At 66.6% G+C, this 23648-nt stretch carries 20 protein-coding genes and 6 pseudogenes; 16 read left to right on the top strand and 10 right to left on the bottom strand.

Going from position 1 to position 23648, the window contains the following annotated elements; genetic code table 11:
• Nucleotides 1–64: 64 nt before the first annotated feature.
• Nucleotides 65–2176: a hypothetical protein gene (locus ACWCRB_RS07770; protein ID WP_450995174.1), complete on the top strand. Its 2112-nt coding sequence runs from the start codon at nt 65–67 to the stop codon at nt 2174–2176.
• A gap of 23 nt (nt 2177–2199) precedes the next feature.
• On the opposite strand, the gene ACWCRB_RS07765 is transcribed toward ACWCRB_RS07770, so the two are convergent.
• Nucleotides 2200–3504: an ABC transporter substrate-binding protein gene (locus ACWCRB_RS07765; protein WP_450995173.1), complete on the bottom strand. Its 1305-nt coding sequence runs from the start codon at nt 3502–3504 to the stop codon at nt 2200–2202.
• Between the two features lie 117 nt (nt 3505–3621).
• On the opposite strand from ACWCRB_RS07765, the gene ACWCRB_RS07760 reads away from it, so the two are divergent.
• From ACWCRB_RS07760 to ACWCRB_RS07740, 5 genes are all read left to right on the top strand, one after another.
• Nucleotides 3622–4122, top strand: coding sequence for an SCO4402 family protein (locus ACWCRB_RS07760; protein ID WP_369033027.1), 501 nt, complete (start codon nt 3622–3624; stop codon nt 4120–4122).
• Nucleotides 4123–4227: 105 nt separating this feature from the next.
• Nucleotides 4228–5121, top strand: coding sequence for a formyltetrahydrofolate deformylase (purU, locus tag ACWCRB_RS07755; protein ID WP_450995172.1), 894 nt, complete (start codon nt 4228–4230; stop codon nt 5119–5121).
• A gap of 100 nt (nt 5122–5221) precedes the next feature.
• A complete protein-coding gene (locus ACWCRB_RS07750; RefSeq protein WP_450995222.1) occupies nt 5222–6124 on the top strand; it encodes an endonuclease/exonuclease/phosphatase family protein in 903 nt (300 codons plus the stop codon).
• A gap of 83 nt (nt 6125–6207) precedes the next feature.
• Entirely contained in the window at nt 6208–6792 is a 585-nt protein-coding gene (locus ACWCRB_RS07745) for a dihydrofolate reductase family protein (RefSeq protein WP_450995171.1), read from the top strand.
• A gap of 58 nt (nt 6793–6850) precedes the next feature.
• A complete protein-coding gene (locus ACWCRB_RS07740; RefSeq protein WP_450995170.1) occupies nt 6851–7435 on the top strand; it encodes a dihydrofolate reductase family protein in 585 nt (194 codons plus the stop codon).
• 502 nt (nt 7436–7937) lie between these two features.
• Here the strand turns inward: ACWCRB_RS07740 and ACWCRB_RS07735 are convergent.
• Nucleotides 7938–8475, bottom strand: a pseudogene (locus ACWCRB_RS07735) (transposase family protein); the annotation flags it as partial.
• Between the two features lie 356 nt (nt 8476–8831).
• Between ACWCRB_RS07735 and ACWCRB_RS07730 the strand changes: the two are divergent.
• Both ACWCRB_RS07730 and ACWCRB_RS07725 read left to right on the top strand, forming a co-directional pair.
• A complete protein-coding gene (locus tag ACWCRB_RS07730; RefSeq protein WP_450995169.1) occupies nt 8832–12626 on the top strand; it encodes an NACHT domain-containing protein in 3795 nt (1264 codons plus the stop codon).
• 6 nt (nt 12627–12632) lie between these two features.
• Nucleotides 12633–12872 (top strand): annotated as a pseudogene (locus ACWCRB_RS07725) (ADP-ribose pyrophosphatase); the annotation flags it as partial.
• 2 nt (nt 12873–12874) lie between these two features.
• Here the strand turns inward: ACWCRB_RS07725 and ACWCRB_RS07720 are convergent.
• Nucleotides 12875–13551 (bottom strand): annotated as a pseudogene (locus tag ACWCRB_RS07720) (XRE family transcriptional regulator); the annotation flags it as partial.
• Nucleotides 13552–13653: 102 nt separating this feature from the next.
• Nucleotides 13654–13923: a GntR family transcriptional regulator gene (locus ACWCRB_RS07715; protein WP_450995168.1), complete on the bottom strand. Its 270-nt coding sequence runs from the start codon at nt 13921–13923 to the stop codon at nt 13654–13656.
• A gap of 303 nt (nt 13924–14226) precedes the next feature.
• Here ACWCRB_RS07715 and ACWCRB_RS07710 point away from each other — a divergent pair, with 303 nt between their 5' ends.
• Nucleotides 14227–14523 carry a hypothetical protein gene (locus ACWCRB_RS07710; RefSeq protein WP_450995167.1) on the top strand — a complete coding sequence of 99 codons (297 nt, stop codon included), beginning with the start codon at nt 14227–14229 and terminating at the stop codon, nt 14521–14523.
• 610 nt (nt 14524–15133) lie between these two features.
• On the opposite strand, the gene ACWCRB_RS07705 is transcribed toward ACWCRB_RS07710, so the two are convergent.
• Both ACWCRB_RS07705 and ACWCRB_RS07700 read right to left on the bottom strand, forming a co-directional pair.
• A complete protein-coding gene (locus ACWCRB_RS07705) occupies nt 15134–16015 on the bottom strand; it encodes a helix-turn-helix domain-containing protein (protein WP_450995166.1) in 882 nt (293 codons plus the stop codon).
• Nucleotides 16016–16027: 12 nt separating this feature from the next.
• Nucleotides 16028–16780 carry a DUF6879 family protein gene (locus ACWCRB_RS07700; RefSeq protein ID WP_450995165.1) on the bottom strand — a complete coding sequence of 251 codons (753 nt, stop codon included), beginning with the start codon at nt 16778–16780 and terminating at the stop codon, nt 16028–16030.
• A 174-nt stretch (nt 16781–16954) separates the two neighbouring features.
• On the opposite strand from ACWCRB_RS07700, the gene ACWCRB_RS07695 reads away from it, so the two are divergent.
• Nucleotides 16955–17164: a hypothetical protein gene (locus ACWCRB_RS07695; protein ID WP_450995164.1), complete on the top strand. Its 210-nt coding sequence runs from the start codon at nt 16955–16957 to the stop codon at nt 17162–17164.
• The gene (locus ACWCRB_RS07690; protein WP_450995163.1) at nt 17161–17526 is read left to right on the top strand and encodes a DUF6415 family natural product biosynthesis protein; all 366 of its coding nucleotides are present in this window, start codon (nt 17161–17163) and stop codon (nt 17524–17526) included. The genes ACWCRB_RS07695 and ACWCRB_RS07690 overlap by 4 nt, the downstream gene beginning before the upstream one ends.
• Here the strand turns inward: ACWCRB_RS07690 and ACWCRB_RS07685 are convergent.
• Nucleotides 17504–17648 (bottom strand): annotated as a pseudogene (locus ACWCRB_RS07685) (MDMPI N domain containing protein); the annotation flags it as partial. The gene ACWCRB_RS07690 and the pseudogene ACWCRB_RS07685 overlap by 23 nt on opposite strands.
• Nucleotide 17649: 1 nt before the next feature.
• Between ACWCRB_RS07685 and ACWCRB_RS07680 the strand changes: the two are divergent.
• The 3 genes and pseudogenes from ACWCRB_RS07680 to ACWCRB_RS07670 all read left to right on the top strand — a co-directional run.
• Nucleotides 17650–17888, top strand: a pseudogene (locus ACWCRB_RS07680) (type II toxin-antitoxin system RelE/ParE family toxin); the annotation flags it as partial.
• Nucleotides 17885–18223: a helix-turn-helix domain-containing protein gene (locus tag ACWCRB_RS07675; protein ID WP_450995162.1), complete on the top strand. Its 339-nt coding sequence runs from the start codon at nt 17885–17887 to the stop codon at nt 18221–18223. The pseudogene ACWCRB_RS07680 and the gene ACWCRB_RS07675, both read left to right, overlap by 4 nt.
• Nucleotides 18180–18472, top strand: a pseudogene (locus ACWCRB_RS07670) (helix-turn-helix domain-containing protein). Before ACWCRB_RS07675 ends, ACWCRB_RS07670 begins: the two are co-directional and overlap by 44 nt.
• A gap of 98 nt (nt 18473–18570) precedes the next feature.
• Here ACWCRB_RS07670 and ACWCRB_RS07665 read toward each other — a convergent pair.
• Both ACWCRB_RS07665 and ACWCRB_RS07660 read right to left on the bottom strand, forming a co-directional pair.
• Complete coding sequence (locus ACWCRB_RS07665) at nt 18571–19896, bottom strand: MDMPI N domain containing protein (RefSeq protein ID WP_450995161.1); 1326 nt, start codon at nt 19894–19896, stop codon at nt 18571–18573.
• Entirely contained in the window at nt 19893–20504 is a 612-nt protein-coding gene (locus ACWCRB_RS07660; protein ID WP_450995160.1) for a sigma-70 family RNA polymerase sigma factor, read from the bottom strand. The genes ACWCRB_RS07665 and ACWCRB_RS07660 overlap by 4 nt, the downstream gene beginning before the upstream one ends.
• A 372-nt stretch (nt 20505–20876) precedes the next feature.
• On the opposite strand from ACWCRB_RS07660, the gene ACWCRB_RS07655 reads away from it, so the two are divergent.
• Both ACWCRB_RS07655 and ACWCRB_RS07650 read left to right on the top strand, forming a co-directional pair.
• The gene (locus ACWCRB_RS07655; protein ID WP_235477494.1) at nt 20877–21278 is read left to right on the top strand and encodes an STAS domain-containing protein; all 402 of its coding nucleotides are present in this window, start codon (nt 20877–20879) and stop codon (nt 21276–21278) included.
• Between the two features lie 210 nt (nt 21279–21488).
• Complete coding sequence (locus tag ACWCRB_RS07650; protein WP_450995159.1) at nt 21489–22031, top strand: EF-hand domain-containing protein; 543 nt, start codon at nt 21489–21491, stop codon at nt 22029–22031.
• Here the strand turns inward: ACWCRB_RS07650 and ACWCRB_RS07645 are convergent.
• Complete coding sequence (locus tag ACWCRB_RS07645; RefSeq protein ID WP_450995158.1) at nt 21980–23539, bottom strand: class I adenylate-forming enzyme family protein; 1560 nt, start codon at nt 23537–23539, stop codon at nt 21980–21982. The genes ACWCRB_RS07650 and ACWCRB_RS07645 overlap by 52 nt on opposite strands.
• Nucleotides 23540–23648: the final 109 nt, after the last annotated feature.

The following is a 23648-nucleotide window of genomic DNA, read 5'->3' as shown; positions in this document are numbered from 1 at the left end:
GGATTCCGGGGACCCGGTAGCGTTAACCGACGATTCCGAAGGTCCCCCATTAGTAGGAGTCCCGGTGACGCAGAGTGGACAGGGCGAGGAGCCCTCGCCGCGCGTGGCGCGCGAAGGCATCGTGCTGCCCTCCGACGGCGGCGAACCGCTGCTGCCGGGCATGACGGGGGAAAGCGCCGCCCGGCCCGTCCCCGCGCAGGCGCCGCCCCCGCCCCCGCCGACCCCGACCGGCGGTCAGGCCTGGGGCCAGCCGTGGGGCCCGGACATGAACCAGCACCAGGGGCAAGGTCAGGGGCAGCCTCAGGGCCTGTACGAGGGTCAGCCTCAGGGGCAGTCCCAGGGTCGGCCTCAGGGCCTGTACGAGGGTCAGCCTCAGGGGCAGTCCCAGGGTCGGCCTCAGGGCCCGTACGAGGGTCAGCATCAGGGACAGGCCCAGGGGCGGCCGCAGGGCCCGTACGAGGGTCAATCTCAGGGCCAGAACCAGGGCCAGCCTCAGGGTCTGTACCAAGGGCAGCCCCAGGCCCAAGGCCAGGCGCAGGGTCAGGGACAGCCTCCGGCGGCCGAGGGCTGGCCGGCGGCGCCCGACGCCCAGCAGCACCAACAGTGGGGCACCCAGGGGCAGTTCCAGCCCCAGTCCCAGGCCCAGCCTCAGTCGCAACCGCAGCAGCCGCAGCAACAGCCCGAGCAGCAGGCGCCGTCGGCACCGGCGTGGAACAACGACCCGAGGGCGACCGGGGATTGGCCCCAACAGCCCGGATACGGCGCCCAGCCGACCCCGGGCGCCCCCCTCCCCGTACCGCACGCCCCGCAGGGCGCCGGGTCCGCGCCGCTGCCGCCCGCGACCGGGGGCACCCCCATGCCGCAGCACCAGGAGCAGCAGCACCAGCAGCAGCCGTACGGCCAGGGCCAGCACGCCGGCCCGTACGGGTCGTACGGCGGCGCCCCGTCCGCCCCGCTGCCCCCCGAGGGCGGTGCGGCCGTCCCGTACGCCGCCGCGCCCGGTGCGCCGCTGCCGCCCGCCGACGAGGGCGCGACGCAGTACATACCGCCCGTTCCCGGCACCCCCGGCCCGGTCGTCGACCAGGCCACCCAGTACCTCCCGCCGGTCGCGGCGCACACCCCCGCACCCGCACCCGCTCCCGCGCACGTCAACGAGGCGGCGACGCAGTTCCTGCCGCCCGTGGGACCCGGCGCGCTGCCGCCCGAGACGAACGCCGAGGCGACCACGTTCCTGGGCCGGGTGCCGCAGGCGGCCCCCGCCCATCCGGACGCCGAGGCCACGCAGTACATCCCGCCGGTGCCCGGAGGGCCGTACGGCGCCCCCGACGACCGTCAGCCGCCCTCCGCCTTCGACAACCTCTTCCGTGGCGGCCCGGGCGGCCAGGGCGCCGACGCACCGGCCGGCGCCACCCAGCAGCTGCCCCGCATCCAGCCCCAACAGCCCGGCCCCCCGGCCTACGCCCAGCAGCCCTCGTACGGCTTCCCGAACGCCGCGCCTCACGCGCCCCACGATCTGGACGACCGGCACGATGGGCGAGGTGGGGGCAGACGTTCGCGGGTGCCCGTCATCGCGGCCCTCGGGATCGGGATCGCCGTGCTCGGCGTCGGGGCGGGTGCCCTGCTGAGCAGCGGGGGCGGGGACAGCGACGACGACGCGGGCAACAAGACCGTCGCGGCGACCTCGGCCGCACCGGAGGAGTCCGGGTCACCGGCCGCCGATCCGGCCCAGGCGCAGGCCGTCGAGCTGGACAAGCTGCTCGCCACCAGCAACAACAGCCGGGACGCGGTGATCAAGGCCGTGGCGGACGTCAAGTCCTGCGACAACCTCGGCCAGGCGGCCACGGACCTGCGCGACGCCGCCCAGCAGCGCGGCGAGCTGGTCACCCGGCTGTCGTCGCTCCCCGTGGACAAGCTCCCGAACAACGCGGAGCTGACCGCCGCCCTCACCAAGGCGTGGCAGGCGTCCCAGTCGGCCGACAACCACTACGCGGCCTGGGCCGACCAGATGGCCCGCAAGAACGGCTGCAAGAAGGGCCAGGCCCGTACGACGAGCCAGACCCAGAACGGCAACAAGCAGAGCGGGATCGCCACCACCCAGAAGGCCAAGGCGGCCGAGCTGTGGAACGCGATCGCGAAGTCGTACGGCCTGACGGAACGCCAGTCCACCCAGCTCTAGCCGCTCTGCCGGGGGCCGGCTGGTCAGCCGTCCGCCGCGCTCTCCAGGAGCTTCGTCGTGTTGATGAAGCCCTTGCGGGCGGCGACGAGCCGGCCGTCGCGGACGACCTGGAGGGTCACCTGCGCGTTGACCAGGCGCGGGAAGCCGACCACCGACAGCAGGTCCTCGAAGCGCCAGCGCAGGGTCGGGGTGAGGCCGCCGGTGGTGACCTGGAGGCCGTCGTCGAGGGCCCGCCGGACGGTGGTCGAGGAGACCTCGCCGTCCAGTGACTCGACGACCGCCTTCAGGACGGTGTACGCGATCCAGGTGGTCTGCGCACCCGCGTCCTGCGGGTCGATGCGGTTGTCGTCGAACGCCTCTTCGCTGATGACCTTCTTCATGTCGTCCCAGCGGGCGTCATTGGCGACCGGGTACCAGCCGGTGATGTACGAGTCCTCGTACGGGCCCGACTTGCCGCCGTTCGCGTTGATCACGGTCTGGTCGACGCTGCCGAGCACGGTGGCGGTGCGCACGTCCGGGTAGTCCTCGCGGTCGCGCCGGAAGGAGTCCATGAAGGTGTTGGTGCGGTCCCCGAGCGCCGGCACCACACACCCCTCCTTCTCGTCCTCACTCTCGTCCTCCGTGTCCGTCGTACGTGTGAGGGCGAGCTTGGTCTGCGTTCCGTACTCGGTGGCGTCCTCGGCGGCCAGCTGGTCCAGCGACTGGGCGTGCCCGCCGGCCTTGAGACCGGAGTCGAGGAGCTGCGGCAGCTGGTCGCCGGCGATGGTGTCGGGGCGGATCAGCGCGACGGGACCGCAGACGGCGGCCAGTTCCTTGCCGAGGCCGGCCAGGAGGGCGGGCGAGCCGCCGTTGACCGGGTAGGACATCGGGTTGGTGAACTCGTCGTTGGTGACGCCGTAGCCACCTATGTACGGGATTCCGGCGGAGGCCAGCGGGCCCAGGAAGTCGTCGCCGAACTGGCTGTAGGAGCCGACGACCGCGACGACGTCCTCGTCGGCGGCCCGCCGGGCGCACTTCGCGGCGGCCACCCGGTCGTTGTGGTCGTTGCAGGTCAGGACCTTGAGCTTGCGCCCGTTCAGACCGCCGTTGGAGTTGATCCAGCGGGCGTACGCCTGCGCCATGGCCGGCATGCCGGGCTTGTTGGTCGCGTTGGTGTCCTCCGGCGCCCAGGTCATGACGGTGATGTCGCCGCTCCCGGAATCGTCCGAGGTGCCCGGGATTACCCCGCAGCCGGCCGCCAGGGCCGCGCACACGGCCAGCGCGCTCAATCTGGAGGGGGCGCGGAGAGTGGTACGGAAGGTGCTGCGGGGGCGTCGCCTGCCGGTCATAGGCACGCACGATTCCGCCACACAGCCAACCCAGGTGTGACCCTTGGTCAATATCCGGTGACGCCGAGGTGAATTACGGGGGTCGTTGTTCTCATTTTCACAGGGAACGTACGATCGGTGACCGTGCAAGGTTCGGAAGACTCTTCCCGTCGCGGCCGTCGCTCCTCCACCATGGGCGGCATGCCACTCAACGACATGCCGTGGTGGCGCTGGCGCAGCAATGTGCGCTCCGCGCTGCACATGCTCTCCGACCCGGTGTTCCAGCGAGACGTCTGGCTGGCCGGCGTCGACGGATACGGGGACGTCACCGACGCCGTGTACCGCCTGGTCGAGGACACCTGGCTGGACAGCTGGTCCGCCGAGAAATACGTCGGCACGATCTTCCGGGACTCCCAGGAGGCCGCCCTCGTCGACACCGCCGTGCTCCGCGTCCTGCGGATCATGCACCAGGTCGGCCCGGACGCCCCCGTCTCGGCCTACCTCGACCACGCCGGCTGGCCGGAGGCGGTCCGGGCGGCCCGGGACGCCCACGTACGCCTGGCGGCGAGCGACGGCGAGGAACCGGACACCCCGCCGCGCACGCTGGAGGTACTGCGGATACTGACGCGCTCGGCGTAGGGGGCGTTGGCTCCGACGGACGGTTCCGACGGACGGTCCTGTCGGGCTGTTCCGGGTGGCGGACGGGAGTCGGCCGGTCGGGACGGATATGGGACCCTGTCCGGCATGAACGAGCAGTCCAGCCAGGCCGCGGCCCCCGCCGAGAAGTACTCCGAGCAGTACGTCCTCACCCTCTCCTGCCCCGACAAGCAGGGCATCGTGCACGCCGTGTCGAGCTATCTCTTCATGACCGGCTGCAACATCGAGGACAGCCAGCAGTTCGGCGACCACGACACGGGACTGTTCTTCATGCGCGTCCACTTCTCGGCGGAGGCGCCGGTGACGGTGGAGAAACTGCGGGCGAGCTTCGCGGCGATCGGTGACGCCTTCCACATGGAGTGGCAGATCCACCGGGCCGAGGACCGTATGCGGGTCGTCCTGATGGTCAGCAAGTTCGGCCACTGCCTGAACGACCTCCTCTTCCGCGCCCGCATCGGCGCGCTGCCGGTGGACATCGCGGCGGTCGTCTCCAACCACACGGACTTCGCCGAACTGGTCGCCTCGTACGACGTCCCCTTCGTCCACATCCCGGTGACGAAGGACACGAAGGCGGAGGCGGAAGCGCGCCTGCTGGACCTCGTACGCACGGAGAACGTGGAGCTGGTGGTCCTGGCCCGCTACATGCAGGTCCTCTCGGACGACCTGTGCAAAAACCTGAACGGCCGGATCATCAACATCCACCACTCCTTCCTCCCGAGCTTCAAGGGCGCGAAGCCGTACCACCAGGCACACGCGCGAGGCGTGAAGCTGATCGGCGCCACGGCCCACTACGTCACCGCCGACCTGGACGAGGGCCCGATCATCGAGCAGGAGGTCGAGCGGGTCGCCCACGACGTCACGCCCGACCAGCTGGTGGCCATCGGCCGCGATGTGGAGTGCCAGGCGCTGGCACGGGCGGTGAAGTGGCATGCGGAGCGGCGAATCCTGCTCAACGGGCGGCGGACGGTGGTGTTCGCGTAAGCCGGTGCGGTGGTTGCGGCGATCGCAGTGGTCGCAGTGGCTGCGGCGGTTGCGGTGGGGCAAGGACGCCAAGGGCAGGTCGTCCTGGACACGCGGTCGGGTGCTGGCGTCGCTGGCGGTACTAACCGCTGCCCTGCTGGCATTCCACGGGGCCGTACCCAATGCCATCGGCAACTTGGGCAGCCTGCTGGAGGCGTTCCTCCCCTGGCTGGGCCTGACGGTCCCCGTGCTCCTGCTCCTGGCCCTGCTGCGCCGCTCGACCACGGCGCTGGTGGCGCTGCTGCTCCCGGCGGCCGTCTGGACGTACCTCTTCGGCGGGCCCCTCTTCCCTCGGGACGGTGAGGAGGCTGACATCACGGCGATCCAGCACAACGTCAGCGACGAGAACCCTGATCCGGCGGGCACGGCGAAAGCGCTGATGGAGGCCGGCCCGGCGCTGATCGCCCTGGAGGAACTGACCCCCTCAGCGCTGCCGCTCTACGAGAGAACCCTGGCCCCGGCGTACCCCCACCACGCGGTCGAAGGCACGGTCGGCCTGTGGTCGAAGTACCCGCTGACGGACGTACGGCTGCTGGACATCAGGCCGAAGGGGATCGGGGAGGGCTGGGACCGTGGACTGCGGGCGGGCGCACGCACGCCATGGGGCGAGATCGCCGTATACGTGGCTCACCTGCCCTCGGTCCGCATAGGGCCGACGGGCTTCGCGTCCGACTACCGGGACGAGAGCGCGGGACTGCTGGGCGAGGCGGTAGCCGCGGAGACGCTGGACGAGGTGATCCTGCTGGGTGACCTCAACGGAACGCTGGACGATCGCGGACTGGACCCGGTCACGTCGCGGATGAAGTCGTCGGAGCGACGCTTCGCGTTCAGCTGGCCCGAGGCGTTCCCCGTCTCCCGGATCGACCACGTGATGGCGCGTGCGGCGACGGTCACCGACGTACGCACCCTGCCGGCCACGGGAAGCGACCACCTTCCGATTGCCGCAGGCATCAGACTCGCCTGACGGCAGGCGATGAGTTTCACGGTGGGCGCCAGTCTGTATCTCCGACACGCGATCAAATCAATCCGCACGTGATGGAGAGCATCATGACCGCGACCTACACCTTCGACGTCTTCTCCAGCCTCGACGGCTTCGGCGCCGCCGGTGGCGACTGGACCGGCTACTGGGGCAAACAGGGCCCCGAACTGCTCGACCACCGCCTCGCCCTGTACGGCGAGGAGCAGCGGATGGTCTTCGGGGCCAACACGTACCGGGCGTTCGCGGGGATGCTGGCCGCGAGTACCGAGGATTCCGAAGTACGTGACCCATGGGTCACCCGGATGGTGAACCTCCCGGCGACGGTGGTGTCGACCACGCTGGAAGGCCCCCTCGACTGGCCGGACGCGACTGTCGCGAGCGGCGATGCCGTGGACGTCGTAGCCCGGCTCAAGAAGGAATCCGAGGTGCCGTTGCGCTCGCACGGCAGCCTGTCGATGAACCGGGCGCTGATGGCCGCGGGTCTGGTCGACCGCGTCCAGGTGACGCTGTTCCCCGTGATCACCGGTCGGACCGGGCTGGACCCGATCTTCCAGGGCGCGGCCGACTTCGACCTGGAACTGCTCGAGAGCCGGACGCTCGACGGTCGCATCCAGGAGCTGGTCTACCGGCCTGCCCTGCATCCGGCGCACTGAGGTTGTGCCGACGGCCACCGGCCGTACTGTCGAACCCAGCTACCGAGGAGGACTTCTGATGCGCAGAGTGACCTATTCGATGAGCATTTCCCTTGACGGCTACATCGTCGACCCGGATGGCGGCATCGACTGGACGGTGCCCGCCCCGGAGGTCTTCCGCTTCTGGATCGACGAGATCCGAGACGTCGACGTCCACCTGATGGGACGGCGGCTGTACGAGACGATGCTGTACTGGGAGACCGCCGACCAGGATCCCTCGCTCGGCGACGCGGAACGCGAGTGGGCCGCGCTCTGGAACCCGCTCCCGAAGGTGGTGTTCTCGACCACGCTGTCGGAGGTACAGGGAAACGCCCGCCTGCTCTCGGGCGGCCTCGCGGAGGAGATCGAGCGGTTGCGGGCCGAGCCGGGCGAGGGCGAGATCGCGATCGGCGGCGCGACTCTCGCCGCCGAGGCGTCCGCGGCAGGCCTGATCGACGAGTACCGGACCATGGTCTACCCGGTCCTGATCGGCGGCGGCATTCCGTACTTCCCCCGGAACGAGCGCCGGGTGGACCTCGAACTGGTCGAGACCCGCACCTATAACTCGAAGGTCGTGTATCTCCGCCACCGGGTGGTGCGTTTGTCCGGGGGCGGACGTTTCTGATCAGGGAGTTCGTTGCGCGGGTGTCCGCGTGCAGGGGTGGCCCGGACTGGCCCTTGGAGCGGTGGACAAGGGACCCGGATACCGACGCCCACACCGATACAGCTCTTGTCTGTCAAAGTTGGCATTCTCCCGGCGGCTGCCTTGCGCCGCGCGGGTAGCGCGTGGCGGCGGGCGGCGGTGATATCTGGGTAGAACGGGGCTCAGCTTGGGGGAGGTACAGCGTGGTGCCGTCCGGGGTGGGCAGGAACTGCATGTTGCCGGAACGCTCAAGCCACATCGGATACTTGATCCCGAAAGCCTGCACTGTGAAGTGGGCGCGATCGGGTGCCCAGGCAGTCCCGTTGAGGCACAGCCGGCACATTTACAGTCCACCCGAGAGTCGGTCCGAGACTGGCTCCGTCCGTCCGCACGTCGTCCGCGGAGGAGGGATGGAGCGGCCTGGTCGGCGTCCCAGGCCTCCGGGCAGGCAGCAGCGTTCCCCATACGCGCTCAGTGAGCTTCTTCAACGTTGCCGCTCCCGTGTGAGGATGGCTTTGGCGATTGACGTCATACGGTTTGGGCTGCATCGGGATCTGCGGAAGATGCGCCAGGACTTCAGGCGCGCGACGCCGCGTTCGACCGGTGCCCGCGCCGCGGCCAGGGCCCGGTTGGCGGTCTTCTCGGTGAGGCTGAGTTTGCAGGGGCCTGCGTTTGATGCCGGTACTCGCCCAGGGGCCGCCGCCCTGGTAGGCGAGGTCGGCCAGGATGGGGACGCCCTGGCGCTCGCAGATGCGGATGATCCGGTGAGTGCGGGCAGCGGTCAGGTCGTGAGCCCGGCCTGGCAATGCGGGCGAGAGTCACAGCAGCCAGCCGCCCGGATCGGTGACCACCTGCACGTTCACCCCGTGTCGGCGGTGCTTGTGGGAGTAGTCGGCCCGCCCGTCGCCGACTCGGTCGCACTCCGCGAGCGTGCCGTCCAACAGGACGAAGTCCGCATCGGCCTCGCGCAGGACCTTGAGCAGACCGGGCGCACGTTCGGCGAGCAGGTGGATTACCAACGAGGCCCCCGAGCAACGTGGTTGAGACGTCAGACATCTCGATCAACAGCTCGGGGGCATCGCTCGTTGCGCTTCGTGGACCGTCACCTGATCGGGGGCCAGCTCGAAGAAGCTCAGTGAGTTCGCCTCAGATTCGAAGTGTCAGTCCGGCCACCCCGACCGACGACTCGCGGCCACAAATATGGCTGACTGCCTGGGTCTAGCTGATCGAACACACCATGATGGTCCGGCAGCCTCCCACGCCGCCACGGCCTGGACCGAGTGGGCGCCTCCGTCCAGCTGAGGCTTGATTGAGGAAGCTCCACACCTGGGGCTATCGTCTGTGTACGCTAGGTGAGCATAGGAGTGTTGGGGGATTAATGGACTACAACTATGAATCGCTTCTGAACCAGCGGTTCCAAATGCTCTGCCAGTCCCTTCTGGTGACCGAGTACGAGAACGTCCAATGCTTTCCAATCGGAATGGCCGATGGAGGAAGGGATGCAACCTCGCGCACTGGCGGGCGACTTGAAACAGTCTTTCAGATCAAGTTCTCGCGTAATCCTTCCACGATCAATAACCCCGCCAGGTGGATTATTGATGCCATTAAAGGAGAAAAAGAGAAGATCGAGAAGCTGGTCGATCGAGGAGCAACTCGTTACATCCTGATCACCAATGCTTTCCCAACCGGGAGTCTTGACAGCGGCACTATTGACAAAGTTGATAAGTATCTAGAAAAAAATGTACCCATCGAAGCGTACTGCTGGTGGCGCGACGACCTCGACAGGAGACTTGATAACCAATTTGACCTGAAGTTGCGGTACCCCTCGCTACTTTCCGGTTCTGATATGATCCGATTCCTTTGGGAGAACCTGGGAACGCGCCAAGATTCAGAGCGCCGACAAATGGCTCTCACTGCATACTTTGCTCACCAAGCAAAAATCGAATCGACTATTCGTTTCAAGCAAGCTGAGCTTCTACCCAGTTCCCTGCTCAATCTTTACATCGACGTTCCGGCAGCGCTACCAAACACGTCAAGCAAGTCAGATTCAGGACAACTGGTCCTTGGCTATATCGAGCACCTGAAGCGTAGATTGACGGGTGCTCGGGACAGTGACGACATTAAAACCCAGAGACGCCTCCAACATCTTGCTGCAATCACACCTGCTTTTACCTATCCCGAAAGAGCACATCACGGCGAGGTAGTCTCTCTAATTCAACATACTAATTCCTTCAGTGGAGCGGCAGAGCTACTCTTGGACGAACAGTTCACGGACCACTGCCCAGATATCGTGTTGGAAGGCGCCCCGGGGCAGGGTAAATCAACCCTGTCGCAGTACTTGGCGCAACTTCACAGGCTGCGTATCCTCGGCCGGGAGGACGAACTGAGGCAGTTGCCACGGGGGCACGCCGAAAGCGCAATCCTCATTCCGTTCAAAATCGAATTGCGAGACCTGGCATCGTGGATGAAGGGACAGGACCCCTGGTCGGGTGCGGGCGGTACACAGCATGACAAGCCTAAGACCCTCGAAGGTGCCCTCGCCGGCCATATCGAGAGGTACTCTGGTGGTCATTCTTTCGACGTGTCCGACGTTGCATTTGTGACACGCGAGCGCCCAGTTCTACTGATCCTTGACGCTTTGGATGAAGTGGCCGACCTAGATGATCGATATCGGGTCATCGAAGAAGTAAACGCTGCCATCACTCGCCTACGACAAGCAAATTCAAGCTTGAAAATTTTGATTACGAGTCGCCCTACCGCAGTAACTGGAGCTCCTTCATTCCCACGCTCCAGGTTCCACTACCTGTCTTTGGCACAGATTCCGCAAGATCTGGCTCTGGAGTATGCGGATAAGTGGGGCACTGCCAGGAATCTCAACAAGTCAGACATCGTCGAAATCAGTCACGTACTGAAGCAGAAAATGTCGGCTCCACACATGGCTGAGCTGGCAAAGAACACAATGCAACTATCCATTTTGTTGAGTCTCATCTACCATCGCGGATCAAGCCTTCCAGATAAGCGGACCGAGCTATACGATGCCTATATCGCCTCCTTTTTCAATCGAGAGGTTGAGAAAAGCCAGGTAGTCCGCAAAAATCGGATGCTCCTGATCAGCTTGCATCAGCATCTCGCATATTACATGCACGCAAGAGCGGAGAGTAACCGAACAACGGGGCGGATCAATTTCGACGAGCTGAAGCGAGTAGTTACGGAATACTTGACAGCTCACAAAGAACCGCCAGACGTGCTGGATGACCTACTAACAGGCGTAGTTGAGCGAGTCGTCGCCCTTGTTTCTCGTGTAGAAGGTACGTACGAATTCGAAGTACAGCCGCTGCGCGAGTACTTCGCTGCGCGCTACCTATACGATACGGCGCCTTACGTGCCAGCAACTAGTGTTGGGCGCGGAACGAAACCCGAGCGCTTTGAGGGAATCGCACGTAATCCCTATTGGATGAATGTTACCCGGTTCTTTGCGGGATGCTTTACGGTCGGCGAGTTGCTTGACCTTGCAGAGAGGGTTTGCGCACTTTGCGATGCACCCGAGATGAAGGGATCGACATATCCACGGTCGTTGGCTCTTGCCCTCCTGCAAGACTGGGTTTTTTCTCAGTCTAAGGTTGCTACCGAAAAGGTGATCAATAAGGTTTTTGATGCCTATGGCATTCGCTCTGTATACCTAGCCAACAGTGAGCATCGGAGATCGCCCTGGAGCGTGTCGTCATCCATTGACCTGAGCCTCTCGCCGACAACTGGCTCCACATATCTGGTGACAGAACGAAGGGATGAATTCTTTAATCTTCCTCCTACCGAACACACACGTGCTGTCGCATACCTGCTTGGAAAGCAGTCAGACAAGGATAGGGAAGGGCTGCAACGTGAGTGGATGGAGCGTTACAAGGTCGGCGGTGAAACTGAGCGACTCGATCTTTTGTGTCTGGCGAAATGGGCCGACTTTGGTCCTCCATCACAACACTTGAGGTCATTCCATCAAGAAGGAAGCCCTCAAGTGTTGCTCCAGCTGTTCCAATCAGGTTGGCCCGATCAAAATACCATTCCTGCCTCGCGTCATCGAGATTTGGTCTTGGCGAAGCTGAATGGGGACGACCAATTCGATATGGGAACTGGGCCGGGCAAGCTTGGCCAAGCCTTGACTTGCACGTTTCCAGGAATGTGGTCCTATAGCGTGCATGAAAATGGCCGGTTGATTTTCGAGCACATTGGCTTTCCCGTGGAAGTCGATAACAGTTCTGAAGTAGTTGCTGTGCTGTCACGTATTGCGAACCCACTATTTGAGGGTGTTGAGTCGCTTGCAGGAGGTCTGGCAAGTTGGCGATATATTGTCAGGGAAGTTGACGAAGCGTTCGGCAGCAACTGGTCCACCTTTCTGATTTCCCTAATTTCCGCTTCAGTGTCTTCACCGAATGACCGAGGGACTGGCGCCGATGAACTCTTTTCAAATGAACACTCCCTCATTGATCGAGTCCGAAGTGCTAGGCGCCGAGGGAATAATATTGACTGGTGGAAGGCGCAATTGCAGGCAGCGAGTACCGACTCGGAGAAGGAGCGCTGGCTAGCTACAGCCTACTGCTGGGCCCATGCCGAGACACTGCGAGCGCTCTGGGGTGAAGTCGATTCATTGCTTAATTCCCTTCCGGAATCTTCCTTTAGGCGTCTCACTGACCTTGCGCACCATGCGTCACTTAAGGTGTCTAGGCGGGCAAGCGAAGATCTTCATGTAACGGCTAGCTGGATTAGAAAGATCGATGTCGGGTCGCGCATGTTGACCCTATTCTTCCATCGGCTTCCAGAAGGTCCGGCAAAAGATCGAGTGCTGGTCAAAAGGACCACAGTTGGTGCTCACCCGTTGCTGGCGCGATCGATCCTCACATACGCTTGGGAACGCCATCTCCAGGGAGCTTTCGGGGAGAAAGAATTCTTGTCAATCGTAGGGAAATTCTATCGCCCTGGGGTTTTCTTTGAAAGCGGTTTTTCGATTCCTTCTTCCGTCACGGAAAAGAGGGCCATTCGGGACATTTCCGAAAAAGTTCTGAAGAATGCCGATGGGATCCCAGATAGTCTTATCGTGGCGGCCGAACAGGTTCTTCGTTCTACATCTCGGAATCCAAAACCAGTACTTCGCACCGCCGAGAAAGATAAGTGGTTTTCTTAATTTGACTGGCGGCCCAAGCCTGTGGAGAACATGATCATTTATCGGCCTATGGTCGACTCGTTGCACGAGATCTTCGTAGGCCACGGCGCTAAAGAGGTCGGTTCACCAACGGACCTCGAAGAGGCGGGACACATCGAGTGGGTGCCGCTGGCCGATGTCCCCGGACTGATGGCGCGCGGTGAACTGATGGGTTCCGGCATCCTCGTTGCCCTGCTCCACATCCTGGTGAGCCGCAGCAAGCCGGGGCACAACCGCACACTGAGCAAGTCGACGCGGCGGCGCTGCCGTACCAAACCGGTGTGGCGTGCTAACAGCCGTGCCTGTCGCAGGCGGGTGTGCGCGCGTCGTCGTACTCGGCCCGTGCGAGGGGCGCTTGCGCAAGGTCGCTGTGGAGACCGGCCTGCGCTCGGACAAAGGTGGGGTCTACCGCGTTAAAGGCGTCGTACAGGCTCGTCATCGCGTGGCCGACGCCAAGCAGGGCAGGCACGTTGCCGTGCCACCGAGCGAGGTGGGCGCCATTGAGGAAGATGCTCAACATGTCCGGGTCGCGATCCTCGGAGCCAGCCGGGATGCTCGCCAGGGCCGCACCAAGAGCGCGTCGCCAGTCGTCGGGCATTCCCACGTGAGCGCACTCTCTGCTTCAGCTGCGTACAGCCATGCTCGGGGGGCGAGGCGACCTCGCTTGGCCAACGGTGCGTTGCGCGTCGCGCACCAGGTCGAAACGCAGGCACGGCCGGCCAGCCTCGCACAGTGTGTATGCCTGTTCCGCCATCGCGTGCGCGAGCTACATCTGAGCCTCAGCATCTCGTGCCGCCCGCTTCGCGAGCTCGTGGTGCCGCAAGGCCCGTGTTTGGCTGCTTCCGAGTCGATCGCCTGCCACGCAGCCAGGACGACGCCCCGCGAGAGTCACAGGTCGGCGTGCAGCGGTCCGAGTGTCTGGTCCGCTCATTCAGCCGTGGAGTGACGTCGACTCCGAGCGTAGGCTCGATTCCCTGCCGTGCAGAGTGCTCAAGTCGTGCTGTTGCCTCTACTCCCCGTTCCCCTCCATCCCGCCGCTCTTCGAGCCAGCAGGCAGCACATACGACCCCTTGCCCGGGACCGTATAGATCAGTCCCCGTTCCCGAAGCTCCCGCATCGTGCGGCGTGCGGTCATCTGTGCGATGCCGTACTCCTCGGCCAGCCGTGCCGGCGTGGGGATCATGCGGTCGGGTGCGTACTCACCGCTCGTGATTCTTGCTTCGAGTACGTCTGCGAGCTGTGCGTAGAGGGGGCGCCCGGATTCCGGATCAAGACTCATGACTCGACATTAGGCAGTCGTACATGTGTCCACATTATTAGCTCTAGCTACATCGGGATGCATCTAGGTACGTCACGCACTACTGTGGGAGCGCAACGAAACAGAGACCCCGGCGGTGCGCGAACACCCCGGGGCACGGCCACCAACCCTCTGGAGGTTGACGACGTGCGTAACCGTATCGCGGCCGCACTGCACCGGGCCTTGTGCCCAGTAGCGCTGCTGATTCTGTGTCTGGCCCTGCCTGCCACCGGTAGGCGGCGCAAGACGGCACTTGAACCACGCCGAACCGTCATGAGCAGCGGGATGAAGGAACAAGACCGCCTCGTCGCGCGCCTGGTTACCCCGCGTTCCCCGTACAGCACCGACCGCGCGCCCCTTGACGGAGCATCGTCGGCACTGTCGCGGCCGTACCTGCCCGAGCACATCTACGTGCGGTCCTCCGCAGTGCACCGTACAGCGAGCGTGCGGCCCCATTGGACGGCGCGCGAACGAGCCGTGCGGTTGCGGCGTCGTGCCGTCGCGGTGTTGGCCGCCGACTTCCGCATCAGCTTCGACACCCGCGACATTCACTCCGTGCTGGACGGGGTGAGGTCCCGATGACCGGCCTTACGGCCGCCGTCAGGTGCGGGAGGGTCCGAGCCTTGATGTTCTACCGGGCCACGACATTCGGCGAAGTCAGGGCATGCGTACGGGACGAGGGGCACAAGGGGCATCACCGGGACGCACGGGGCGGCATGTGGGATGCCCGCCCTCTCCGGTTCGAGTCGAACGCCGAGAACGGAGTGCCCGAATGAGCACTGCCCGTGGGGCTGCCCCGACGCCGGAGTCCCCGTACGTGTCCGGGCGCTGCACCATCGGCATCCACGATCAGTGCCGGGACGCCGAACCTCGTGACAGTGGCGTTCCCGGGCTGCGCTATCTGGTGTGCACCTGTCCATGTCATCGTCCGACGCCGGGCTTGGCGGCGGGAGTGCGTGTATGAACGCCAATGCCCCTGTGCAACAAGGGAGTCGGGGCAGGATGCGGCTGAAGTCCTACGGGCGGACACTCGCCCTCATGACCATGTCCGGGTCCGCCGTTCTGCTCGTCCTCGACGTCCTGGAGATCATCCAGTAGCGCCGGATCAGGCCCGCCCCCTCTGCGCAACACCTGTCGCAGAGGGGGCCTTACGCCTGCCCGTGCCCCCCGTGCCCCCGCGCCCACGATGCCGTCAAGGCAGGTTCAGTGCGCGCCGCGCTCGGCTGATGACGTTGTGGGTGTCCGCTCCGTACACCGCGGACTCCCGCAGCGTGTTCCAGACCCGCAGGTACGTCGCGACGGAGTCGGTGTCATCCAGCCACAGTTCCGCGTGCCAGTCCTCGGCGATCACGAGTCTGTCGTCCAGGATCCAGAAGCCGTTCGCCGTGGGGATCTTGAGGGAGGCGTTCAGCGGGATGATCCCCAGCTCGACGGTGTCCATGCCGATCAGGCCCGTGAGGCGGTCGAGCTGTGCGGCGAGGACGGGCGGAGGGCAGATCAGGGCGTGGAGAGCCGCTTCCCACACCAGGGCGTGGAGAGCCGCTTCCCACACCAGGGCGTGGAACCTGCGGCCGCCGCCCTCGTACAGCCACTCCTGGCGTTTCATCCGGGCGCGGACTGCCGCGTCGGTGTCCCGTGCCGAGCCCAGGAGGTCCGAGTACCGCAGGAACATGTGGCGTGCGTAGTCGGCCGTCTGGAGCAGGCCGGGGATGACGGCTTCCTCCCATGCGTGGATGGTCCTCGACCGCTCGACCTCGATGTTCCAGCTGTCCTGTACGGGACGGTGTCCGGCGGCCAGTTGGCGACGCCAGGAGCGGATGTGGGACTCGAAGCCCTTGAGGCGCGCGTCCAGTTCGGCGAAGGCGTCGGGTCGGCCCACCCCCTCGGCCCAGGCGCGCAGGTCTTTGGAGGTCGCGGTCTGTCGGCCGTTCTCCAGCTTGTAGATCTTGGAGTGCGGCCAGCCGAGCCGCTGAGCGAGGTCGGTGCCGGTGAGCCGACCTCCAGGTGCCGAGAGCCGTAGTTCCCGGAGGCGCACTCCGAGGGTTTCCCGGGCCTGCTGAAAGTCTGTGCTCACCGGCCTCGCTCGCTATCCGTTCGCGCCGAGCCGCGCCGCGAACTGGTCGTACGGTACGGCGTGATGCCTCGCGGCATCGCGGACCTGGCAGTACCGGAGCACCTCCGCAGGCTCCGTGATCACCTCCACGTCGTGGAGGACGTCATCGTCGTCGAAGTTGAGCAGGGCGACCAACCGGCTGTCGAAGATCCAGAAGTCTTCGGCGGGAAGCCGCCGCGCTTCGGCATCGCTGCGCCACAGGTACCGCATGTCCTCCCCGGCCGTTGCGTTGCGCGGTGCGTCGGCGAGCAGGAAGAGCTGGCCGGTGGTCGGCTGTTGGTCGACGATCCGTACGCGGCCGATGGTCTTGCCGGCCTCGGTCTGGGTCCGGATGTTGCGTGACCACTCGTCGTCGTAATCAAGGGTGATGCCGCCGGTCTCGACGAACTCGGCGTACGTGGGGTCCTCGCGGTCCGACGCGTAGCCCCGGCGGGTCTCCAGGCGCCAGGCCGTGTGCTCGAACGTCTCGAAGAGCCGCAGGAACTCGGCCAGGTCGATCAGCTTGGCCACTCGGTCGATCTCCTTGGGGCCGTGGTTGACGAGGAGTTCCCGCGGTACGACGACCGCCGCGTCCGTGGGGCCGAAGTGCTGGAGCTGGGTGAGGTCATCGGGGTCGGTGAGCGGCTCGCCCTGGACGATGATCTGCCCGGAGTCGAGATCCTCGTGAATGGCTGGGCATCCGCCGTTCTTGCTGTCCGTGCCGTTGAAGCGCAGTCGTCGTGCCATGGCCGCCTCCTCTTGGTGTGGATGCTGTCACCACCAGCTTCACCAGGTGTGCTGTGCCGATCTACAGAGTGCACTCCTTTGAGTGAGACCAGGTGAGAACATTCGGCCAGGCTCGGAGAACATTCGAGAACATCGCATGGTGTGTGTCAACTCCGCTTCCCTACCGTCCTGTTCATGGTGAAAGCACTCGGCTCGCAAGACATCGACCCCTTCACAGCCGTGGAGTCCCTGAGAGCGGCGCTCGACCAGGTCGGCATCGTGCTCCCGTCTCTCGGTGTCGACGCGGCCTCGCCCGCCCTCGGCCTTGTGGAACTCGGGCGTGTACGCGCTGACGTGGCCCTGCGGTTGGCGCACACGCTTCGGCACGGGGGTCCGGCGGTATGACGGTGAAGCGGTCGGTCGAAATCCTGGACGTCGAACAGACCACGGCGATGCGCGATATGGCGGTCCGGTTTCTCGGTGAACCGGCGTTGCCGCGGTACGAGACCGTGCAGCACTTCGGGCACGCCTTCCACCGCGACATGTGGCGGCTGATCCCTCGCATCGAGCAGCTCACCGGGTGCCTGCCCGGCGATGACGTGCCGGCGAAGGTGGCGCTGGCCGGTGTCGGTGAAGCCCGGCGACGACTCGACGAGATCGAACGCGCGGGCCTGGCCGGTGAGTTCGAGCGCGTCAAACGGCTCGCCCGTTCCGTCGTGGCCCTGTGCGATCACCACGACAACCTCACCCGGTCCGCATCCGGCTGAGGGACGCCGCAAACACCACGCCCCTGTCGCCCTCCTGTCCCGCTGCGGGCTTCCTTCGGGGGTACGTAGCCTGCCGCCAGTCGGCAGAACTCCACGCCGTCCAGGGCCACATGGGCCACTTGCCGTCACCTCGGCGGCAAGCTTCGCGAAGGGTGCTTCGACCTCGGCGACAGCGCCCAGCGCGTTACCTACTGGCTGGCACCCGACCGACGTGTCGTGCTGCTCACTGTGTTCCGCAAGACCAAGATGCGCGAGCAGTCTGAAGTGGACCGCGCGCACGCGCTCAACGGCTGTGCGAAGCCGAGCACCAGGCAGCCACCGAGCACGACCTCTACAGTCGCGACCTCAAGGAGAACCGATGAGTCACAGCGAATGGAGGACCCGCCGCCACCGTCAGCTGATCGGCGAACACCTCGATGCCGATCCTGAGTACGACCGTGTCTACGAAGAAGCCGGCCTGGCCATGACGCTGGGCAAGGCCGTCTACGACCGGCGCAAGCAACTGGGGCTGAGCGAGGCCGACCTGGCCGAGCGCCTGCACACCACCACCGATGAGATCGAAGGTATTGAGACCGCCACCGAACTGCCGCCCATCGCCGTCATCATGCGCCTGGCCCGAGCTCTGGACCTCACCGTCGACATGCACCTTGCCCCTGGAGACGAGCCCACCGTCACTATCGTCACCCCGGCCGCCTGAGCCTGGGGGGCCATCCGCGACGCCCGCCACAGCATTCGTCCGTGAGCTGGGTCGACTCGTCCACGACCGACGTACCGAACTCGGGCTGTCCCAGGCCGAGCTGGCTGAGCGGTGCGGGATGAAACAGCCACAGATCTCCCGCTTCGAAGCCGGCGGTCGGTTCCCACCCTGCCGCTGCCGCGACGCCTGGCCCGTGCCCCGGACGCCGACCTGACCATCGAACTCACCCCGCACCACGAAGCTGCCTGAGCCCGGATTCACCGGCGCGGTGCCTGCGGCGGCTTGGGGCGCTCGGCGACTCCGGTCAAGCGCCGCCACCCTGTCCGCCGCAGGGCTGCTGGGCGTGCCTACATCCGGCTCAGCGAAGCCGCCGCGAACAGCACATCCCTGATCGCCTCCCTGTCGCCGTCCTGGCCCGCCGCAGCTTCCTCCGGGGATACGTGGCCCGCCGCCAGCTGGCAGAACTCCACGCCGTCCAGGGCCACATGGGCGACCTCGTGGGCGGCTGAGGGGAGGGCGGCGGGGGAGTCCAGGGGGATGAGCCATTCGCCGCCGCCGGAGCCCTCGATCTCCAGGCGGAGGCTTCGGCCGGGTTCGCCCGCCGGTACCAGGTGGCGGGTCGATCGGTTCGGTGTGGCCAGGCCTGCCTGGCGGCGGGCCGCCAGGGCCTCCGGGAGCATGCGGGCCGCCAGGTCGATCATGCCGTGGAGGTGGCGGGGGGCCGGAGGGTCGTACGGGTAGTCCACCGCTTCCGCGATGTCGCCCGCGTGGACCCAGCACTCGAAGGCGCGGTCCAGCATCGCGTCGTGCAGCGGCAGTTCGAAGTCGCCGTACGGCACCGGCAGCTTGCCCGCGCCGCCGCCCGCGAAGGAGACCGTTCGTACGATGTTGTGGCTCTGCTCCCGCCATGGCATCCGTACCGAACGGGTCGGCGGGAAGTACGACGCCCTCCAGTACGCCTCCGTGCGGCCCGCCGGAGTCGGGGTGACCGGCCCGTCCTCCTTGCCCGTCACCGGGTCGTCCAGGCCCAGTGCCACCGCCACCAGGCCGTCCACGCTCAGCAGGTGCGCGATGACCCCGGCGACCGTCGTCCGGCGCGTCGTCTGCTCGTCGCCCTCGAACCAGCGCAGGCGTACGGGCGCGTGCCACTCCGCGTCGCCGAAGTCCTGGAGCAGGGCGTCCAGGCGGGCGGTCTCCGCGTCGTACGGAGTCGCCCACTCCGGGACCGGGATGCGCGGCGGGCGCCGGTCCAGGCAGCCCTCCAGGACTCGGGTGCGCAGGGTCGGGTCCAGGTCGAGGGGCTCGGGGCGTTGGAGCAGTTCGACCGCCTCGCGTAGACGCCTTGCCTCGTCCGCGCAGGCTCCGCACTCTCCGAGGTGGTCCTCCACCGCCAGCGTCTCCTCCGGTGCGCACGCCGCCAGCGCCCATGCCCCCAGCAGCGACCTCAGTACGTCGTGTTCCAGGACCAGGGGTACGGGGGGTACGGGGGGTCCTGGGGGGACGGCAGGCAGGGGGTGGCCTGTGTCCTCCACCGAGGAACGCGGCGTCGGTATACGGGGCGGGCCGGCGCCGGCGTCCGGTGCCTTGCCGTTCCCGTCCTCGCCGCCGGGGTCCTGGGGGCCCTGCCCCTCGTACCCCTCCCAGTCCCCGTCCTCGTGGCCCGCGCCGCTCACACCGCACCCCCGTATTCGGGGGGTGCCCCCGGTGTGCCGGTGTCGTGGGCCGTGGAGAGGAGTTGGAGGCCCAGGCGGAGGCGGCGGCGGGCCTCGGCCTCCGTGACGCCCAGGTCGACGGCGGTCTGGCGGTAGTCGCGGCGGTCGAAGTACGCGAGCTCCAGGGCGGCGCGCAGCGGGGCCGGCATGGACGTGACGATGTAGTCGGCGCGGGCGGCGACGGAGGCCCGGCGGACCCGGCGTTCCAGTTCCTCCAGGGAACTCGTCGAGCCGGTGGTGGCTGTTGCCTCCGGGGCCTCCGGGTCGGTCAGCGCTGCCGTCTCCGTCTGGCGCAGGCGCTGTACCGCGAGGCGGTGGGTCAGGGTGGCCACCCAGGAACGCAGGGGGCCCTGCTTGGGGTCGTACGCGTCGGGGTGCTGCCAGACGTGGGCGAAGACCTCGCGGGTGATGCAGTCGGCGGCCTGTTCGTCGGCCAGGACACGGTGGGCGAGGCCGTGCACGAGCGAGGCGAACCGGTCGTAGAGCTCACCGAGTGCGGCGGCCTCCCCGCGCGCGAGCCGCTGCTGCATCTTGCGGTCCCAGCGGGGCGGTGTGTCCCTCTTCGCCATGCGGTCCCCTCACCCCCTAGAAACTGTCCAGGTCCGGCGGTTGCCCACCCTCTCCTCGAATGTAGTCGGCCCCTCCGACAGCCCACTTCGCTTTGCGGCATTGTGCGCCCTCCGAGGAGCTCTGGATGGTAGAGAACCGACGGAGATCGACCGACGCTGACGTAATAAGCGTCTCTTTCGATCGAACAGGATCGTGCGTGACCGAAACAAGCCCCTTGCAAACCGCTTGCAAGTCTCTTGCGATCTTGGCCGAGTAGATGTGCGGTGTTTGGTGGCACTGCTGCTGGGCAGCCGCGTCGACAGGAAGCGTAGGAAAGGCTTCCGTTTCTGTCACACGAAGTCGCACGAAGTCGGACGAGTTGAACGAGAGGCGTGATGGTGGCGTTCAAAGTGACCGACGGCGAGCGCGGCGGCTGGACCGTGCTTCAGGTGTCCGGAGAGATGGACCTGGTCACCTCGCCGGAGCTGCGCCAGCGGGTGCACGCGGCGGTGGCCGACGGCCGGCGCCGTATCGTCCTCGACCTCTCCGAGGTCGTCTTCTGCGACTCCAGCGGGGTCGGTGTTCTCATCGCCACCCGTCGGCTGCTGCGGTCCTGCCAGGGGCGGCTGCGTCTGATCCTGCCCGCGCAGGGCATCGCGGACAGCGCCCACGCCCACCACGTCAACCGGGTCCTCGGCGCCCTGGGCGTCCGCCGCCTCTTCGACGTCTACGCGGACCTCACCACGGCCGCCGACGAGACGGCGGCCCCGCTCACCGCGCCCACCCACGTGTGACCCTCCTCATGCGCCCCGCGCGCGTGGCCTGCCTCCATGCGCCCCACGCGCGCGTGACGCCGTTGTCGCGGAATTCCCCCAGTCTTGGCACAGGCGTCGTTTTCGTGTCCCGGATGTCACCTGCGCGTCGTACGCTCCGTGCGGGAAAAACTCTCGACGCGACTGCAGGACGCAGCCGCAGAACGCAGACGTAAGGCAGGCCCGACAGACATGGTCAGCTCCGAGTACGGGCGGAAGATCGCAGCCCGGTTCGCCACCTTCGACCAGGACGGCAACGGCTACATCGACCGCGAGGACTTCAGCGTGGCGGCCAAGGCGCTGCTCGCCGAGTTCGGCACTCCCGCCCGGTCCGACAAGGGCCAGGCCCTCTACGGCGGTGCCGAGGCCTTCTGGCAGGGCATGGCGGGGATAGCGGACCGGGACGGCGACCAGCGGATCACCCGCGACGAGTTCGTGAACGGCGCCGTGAAGCGGCTGCGCGACAACCCCGGCCGGTTCGCCGAGATCGCCCGCCCCTTCCTGCACGCGGCCCTGGCAGTCGCGGACCTGGACGGCGACGGCGCTGCCACCGTCGGGGACACCGTGCGCGTCCTCAGGGCGCTCGGCGTGCCCGAGGACATCGCCGCCATGGCCGCCGCGACCCTCGACACCGACGCGGACGGCCGGATCGCCGAGACGGAGATCGTCGACGCGTTCGCCCGCTACTTCACCGTCCCCGACTCGGACACGGGCGCCGACGAGGGCTCCGCGTAGCGTTCACGCAGCTTGTACTTGAGCACCTTCCGCAGGGTCTCGTTGCGCGGAAGGGCGTCCACCACCTCCAGCCGCTCCGGCAGCTTGTGCACGGACAGCCCTTCCGACCGCAGGTACGAGGTCAGCGCGGCCAGCGTCAACTCCCCAGCCCCCGCCGCCCGTTCCGCCTGTTCGACGACCGCACACACCAACTCCCCGCGCTCGGCGTCCGGCAGCCCGATCACCGCCACGTCACCCACCCCCGGATGCGTGTGCAGCAGATCCTCGATCTCCTTCGCCGAGATGTTCTCGCCCTTGCGGATGATGACGTCCTTGAGCCGCCCGGTGAGCACCAAGTGCCCGCTCCCGGTGAGGAATCCGAGGTCGCCGGTGCGCAGAAAGCCGTCCGCGTCGAACGCCTCGGCGGTCTGCACGGGGTCCAGGTACCCCTGGCACACGGCCTCCCCGCGCAGCCGCACCTCGCCGTCCACCACCCGGATCTCCATCCCCTCCGGCGGACGCCCCTCCGTCGTCGCCAGGTTCTCGACCGTGTCGTCCGGCGCCCCCATGGTGATCATCGGCACCTCGGTCATCCCGTACCCGTGCGTGAGCTGCACGCCCATCTCGCGTACGACGGAGTGGTAGACCTCCGGCGGCTTCGGCGCCCCGCCGCCCGCGAGCAGCCGCAGGGACGGGATCACCGGAACCCCGGGCTGCTTGCGCTGCTCGGCCAGGAACATGGAGTAGAACGCCGTGGACCCGCCGGCCACCGTCACCCCGTGCTTGCGGTACCCCTCCAGCGCGTCCGGCAGCGCGAACTGCTCGAACATCACCGCCGGGAACCCGTACAGCAGCAGCATCACCGTGTAGTCGGGGCCCGCGATATGGGCGTACGGGAAGGCCATCGAGCCGACGTCGGACTCGCTGAGCCGCAGCGCGTGCGCGAGGCAGGAGCCGCCCGCGATGAGTGAACGGTCCGTGTGGAGCACGCCCTTGGGGTCGGAGGTCGTTCCCGAGGTCCAGTAGATCCAGCGGACGGAGGTGCCGTCGGCGGGCGGGGGCGGCAGCAACGCCGGGTCCCCGTCCGGCAGTTCGTCACTCTCGTACGCCTTGAAGACGCCCTTCGCGCCGAGCCGCCGCGCCATCTCCGTGTGGTCGAAGCCGCGCCACACACCCGGTACCGCGAAGAACTCCGCCTTCGACTCCCGTAGCGCGAAGCCGACTTCGCGGTCCCGGTAGAAGGGGATGACCGGCGACTGGACGGCGCCGATGCGGGCGAGTGCGAAGGAGAGCAGGGCGGTCTCGATACGGGTGGGCAGCTGCCAGGCGACGACCGTGCCGGGGCGTACGCCCATGCCGTACAGGCCCGCCGCCACCCGCTCGGAGCGGGCGCGGAGTTCGCCGAAGGTGAGGGAGCGGTCGTCCTGGAGCAGGACGGGCCGGTCGGGGGTGAGTTCGGCGCGGCGGGCCACCAGTTCCCAGAGGGTACGGGCCGAACCCAGGGCGTGTGCGGTGTCGACGACGTTCACGTTGCCCCCTGTAGCTGACGAGCAGTCAGATTGTGCGGGGAGCGTAGGGCTTCACGCCTTGTCGGTCCATAGGTGCGGGACTAACCTTCTAGGAGTGCCTAGAACTGAC

Source organism: Streptomyces sp. NPDC002156 (assembly GCF_053593675.1).
This window is presented reverse-complemented; position numbering and strand designations above follow the sequence as displayed.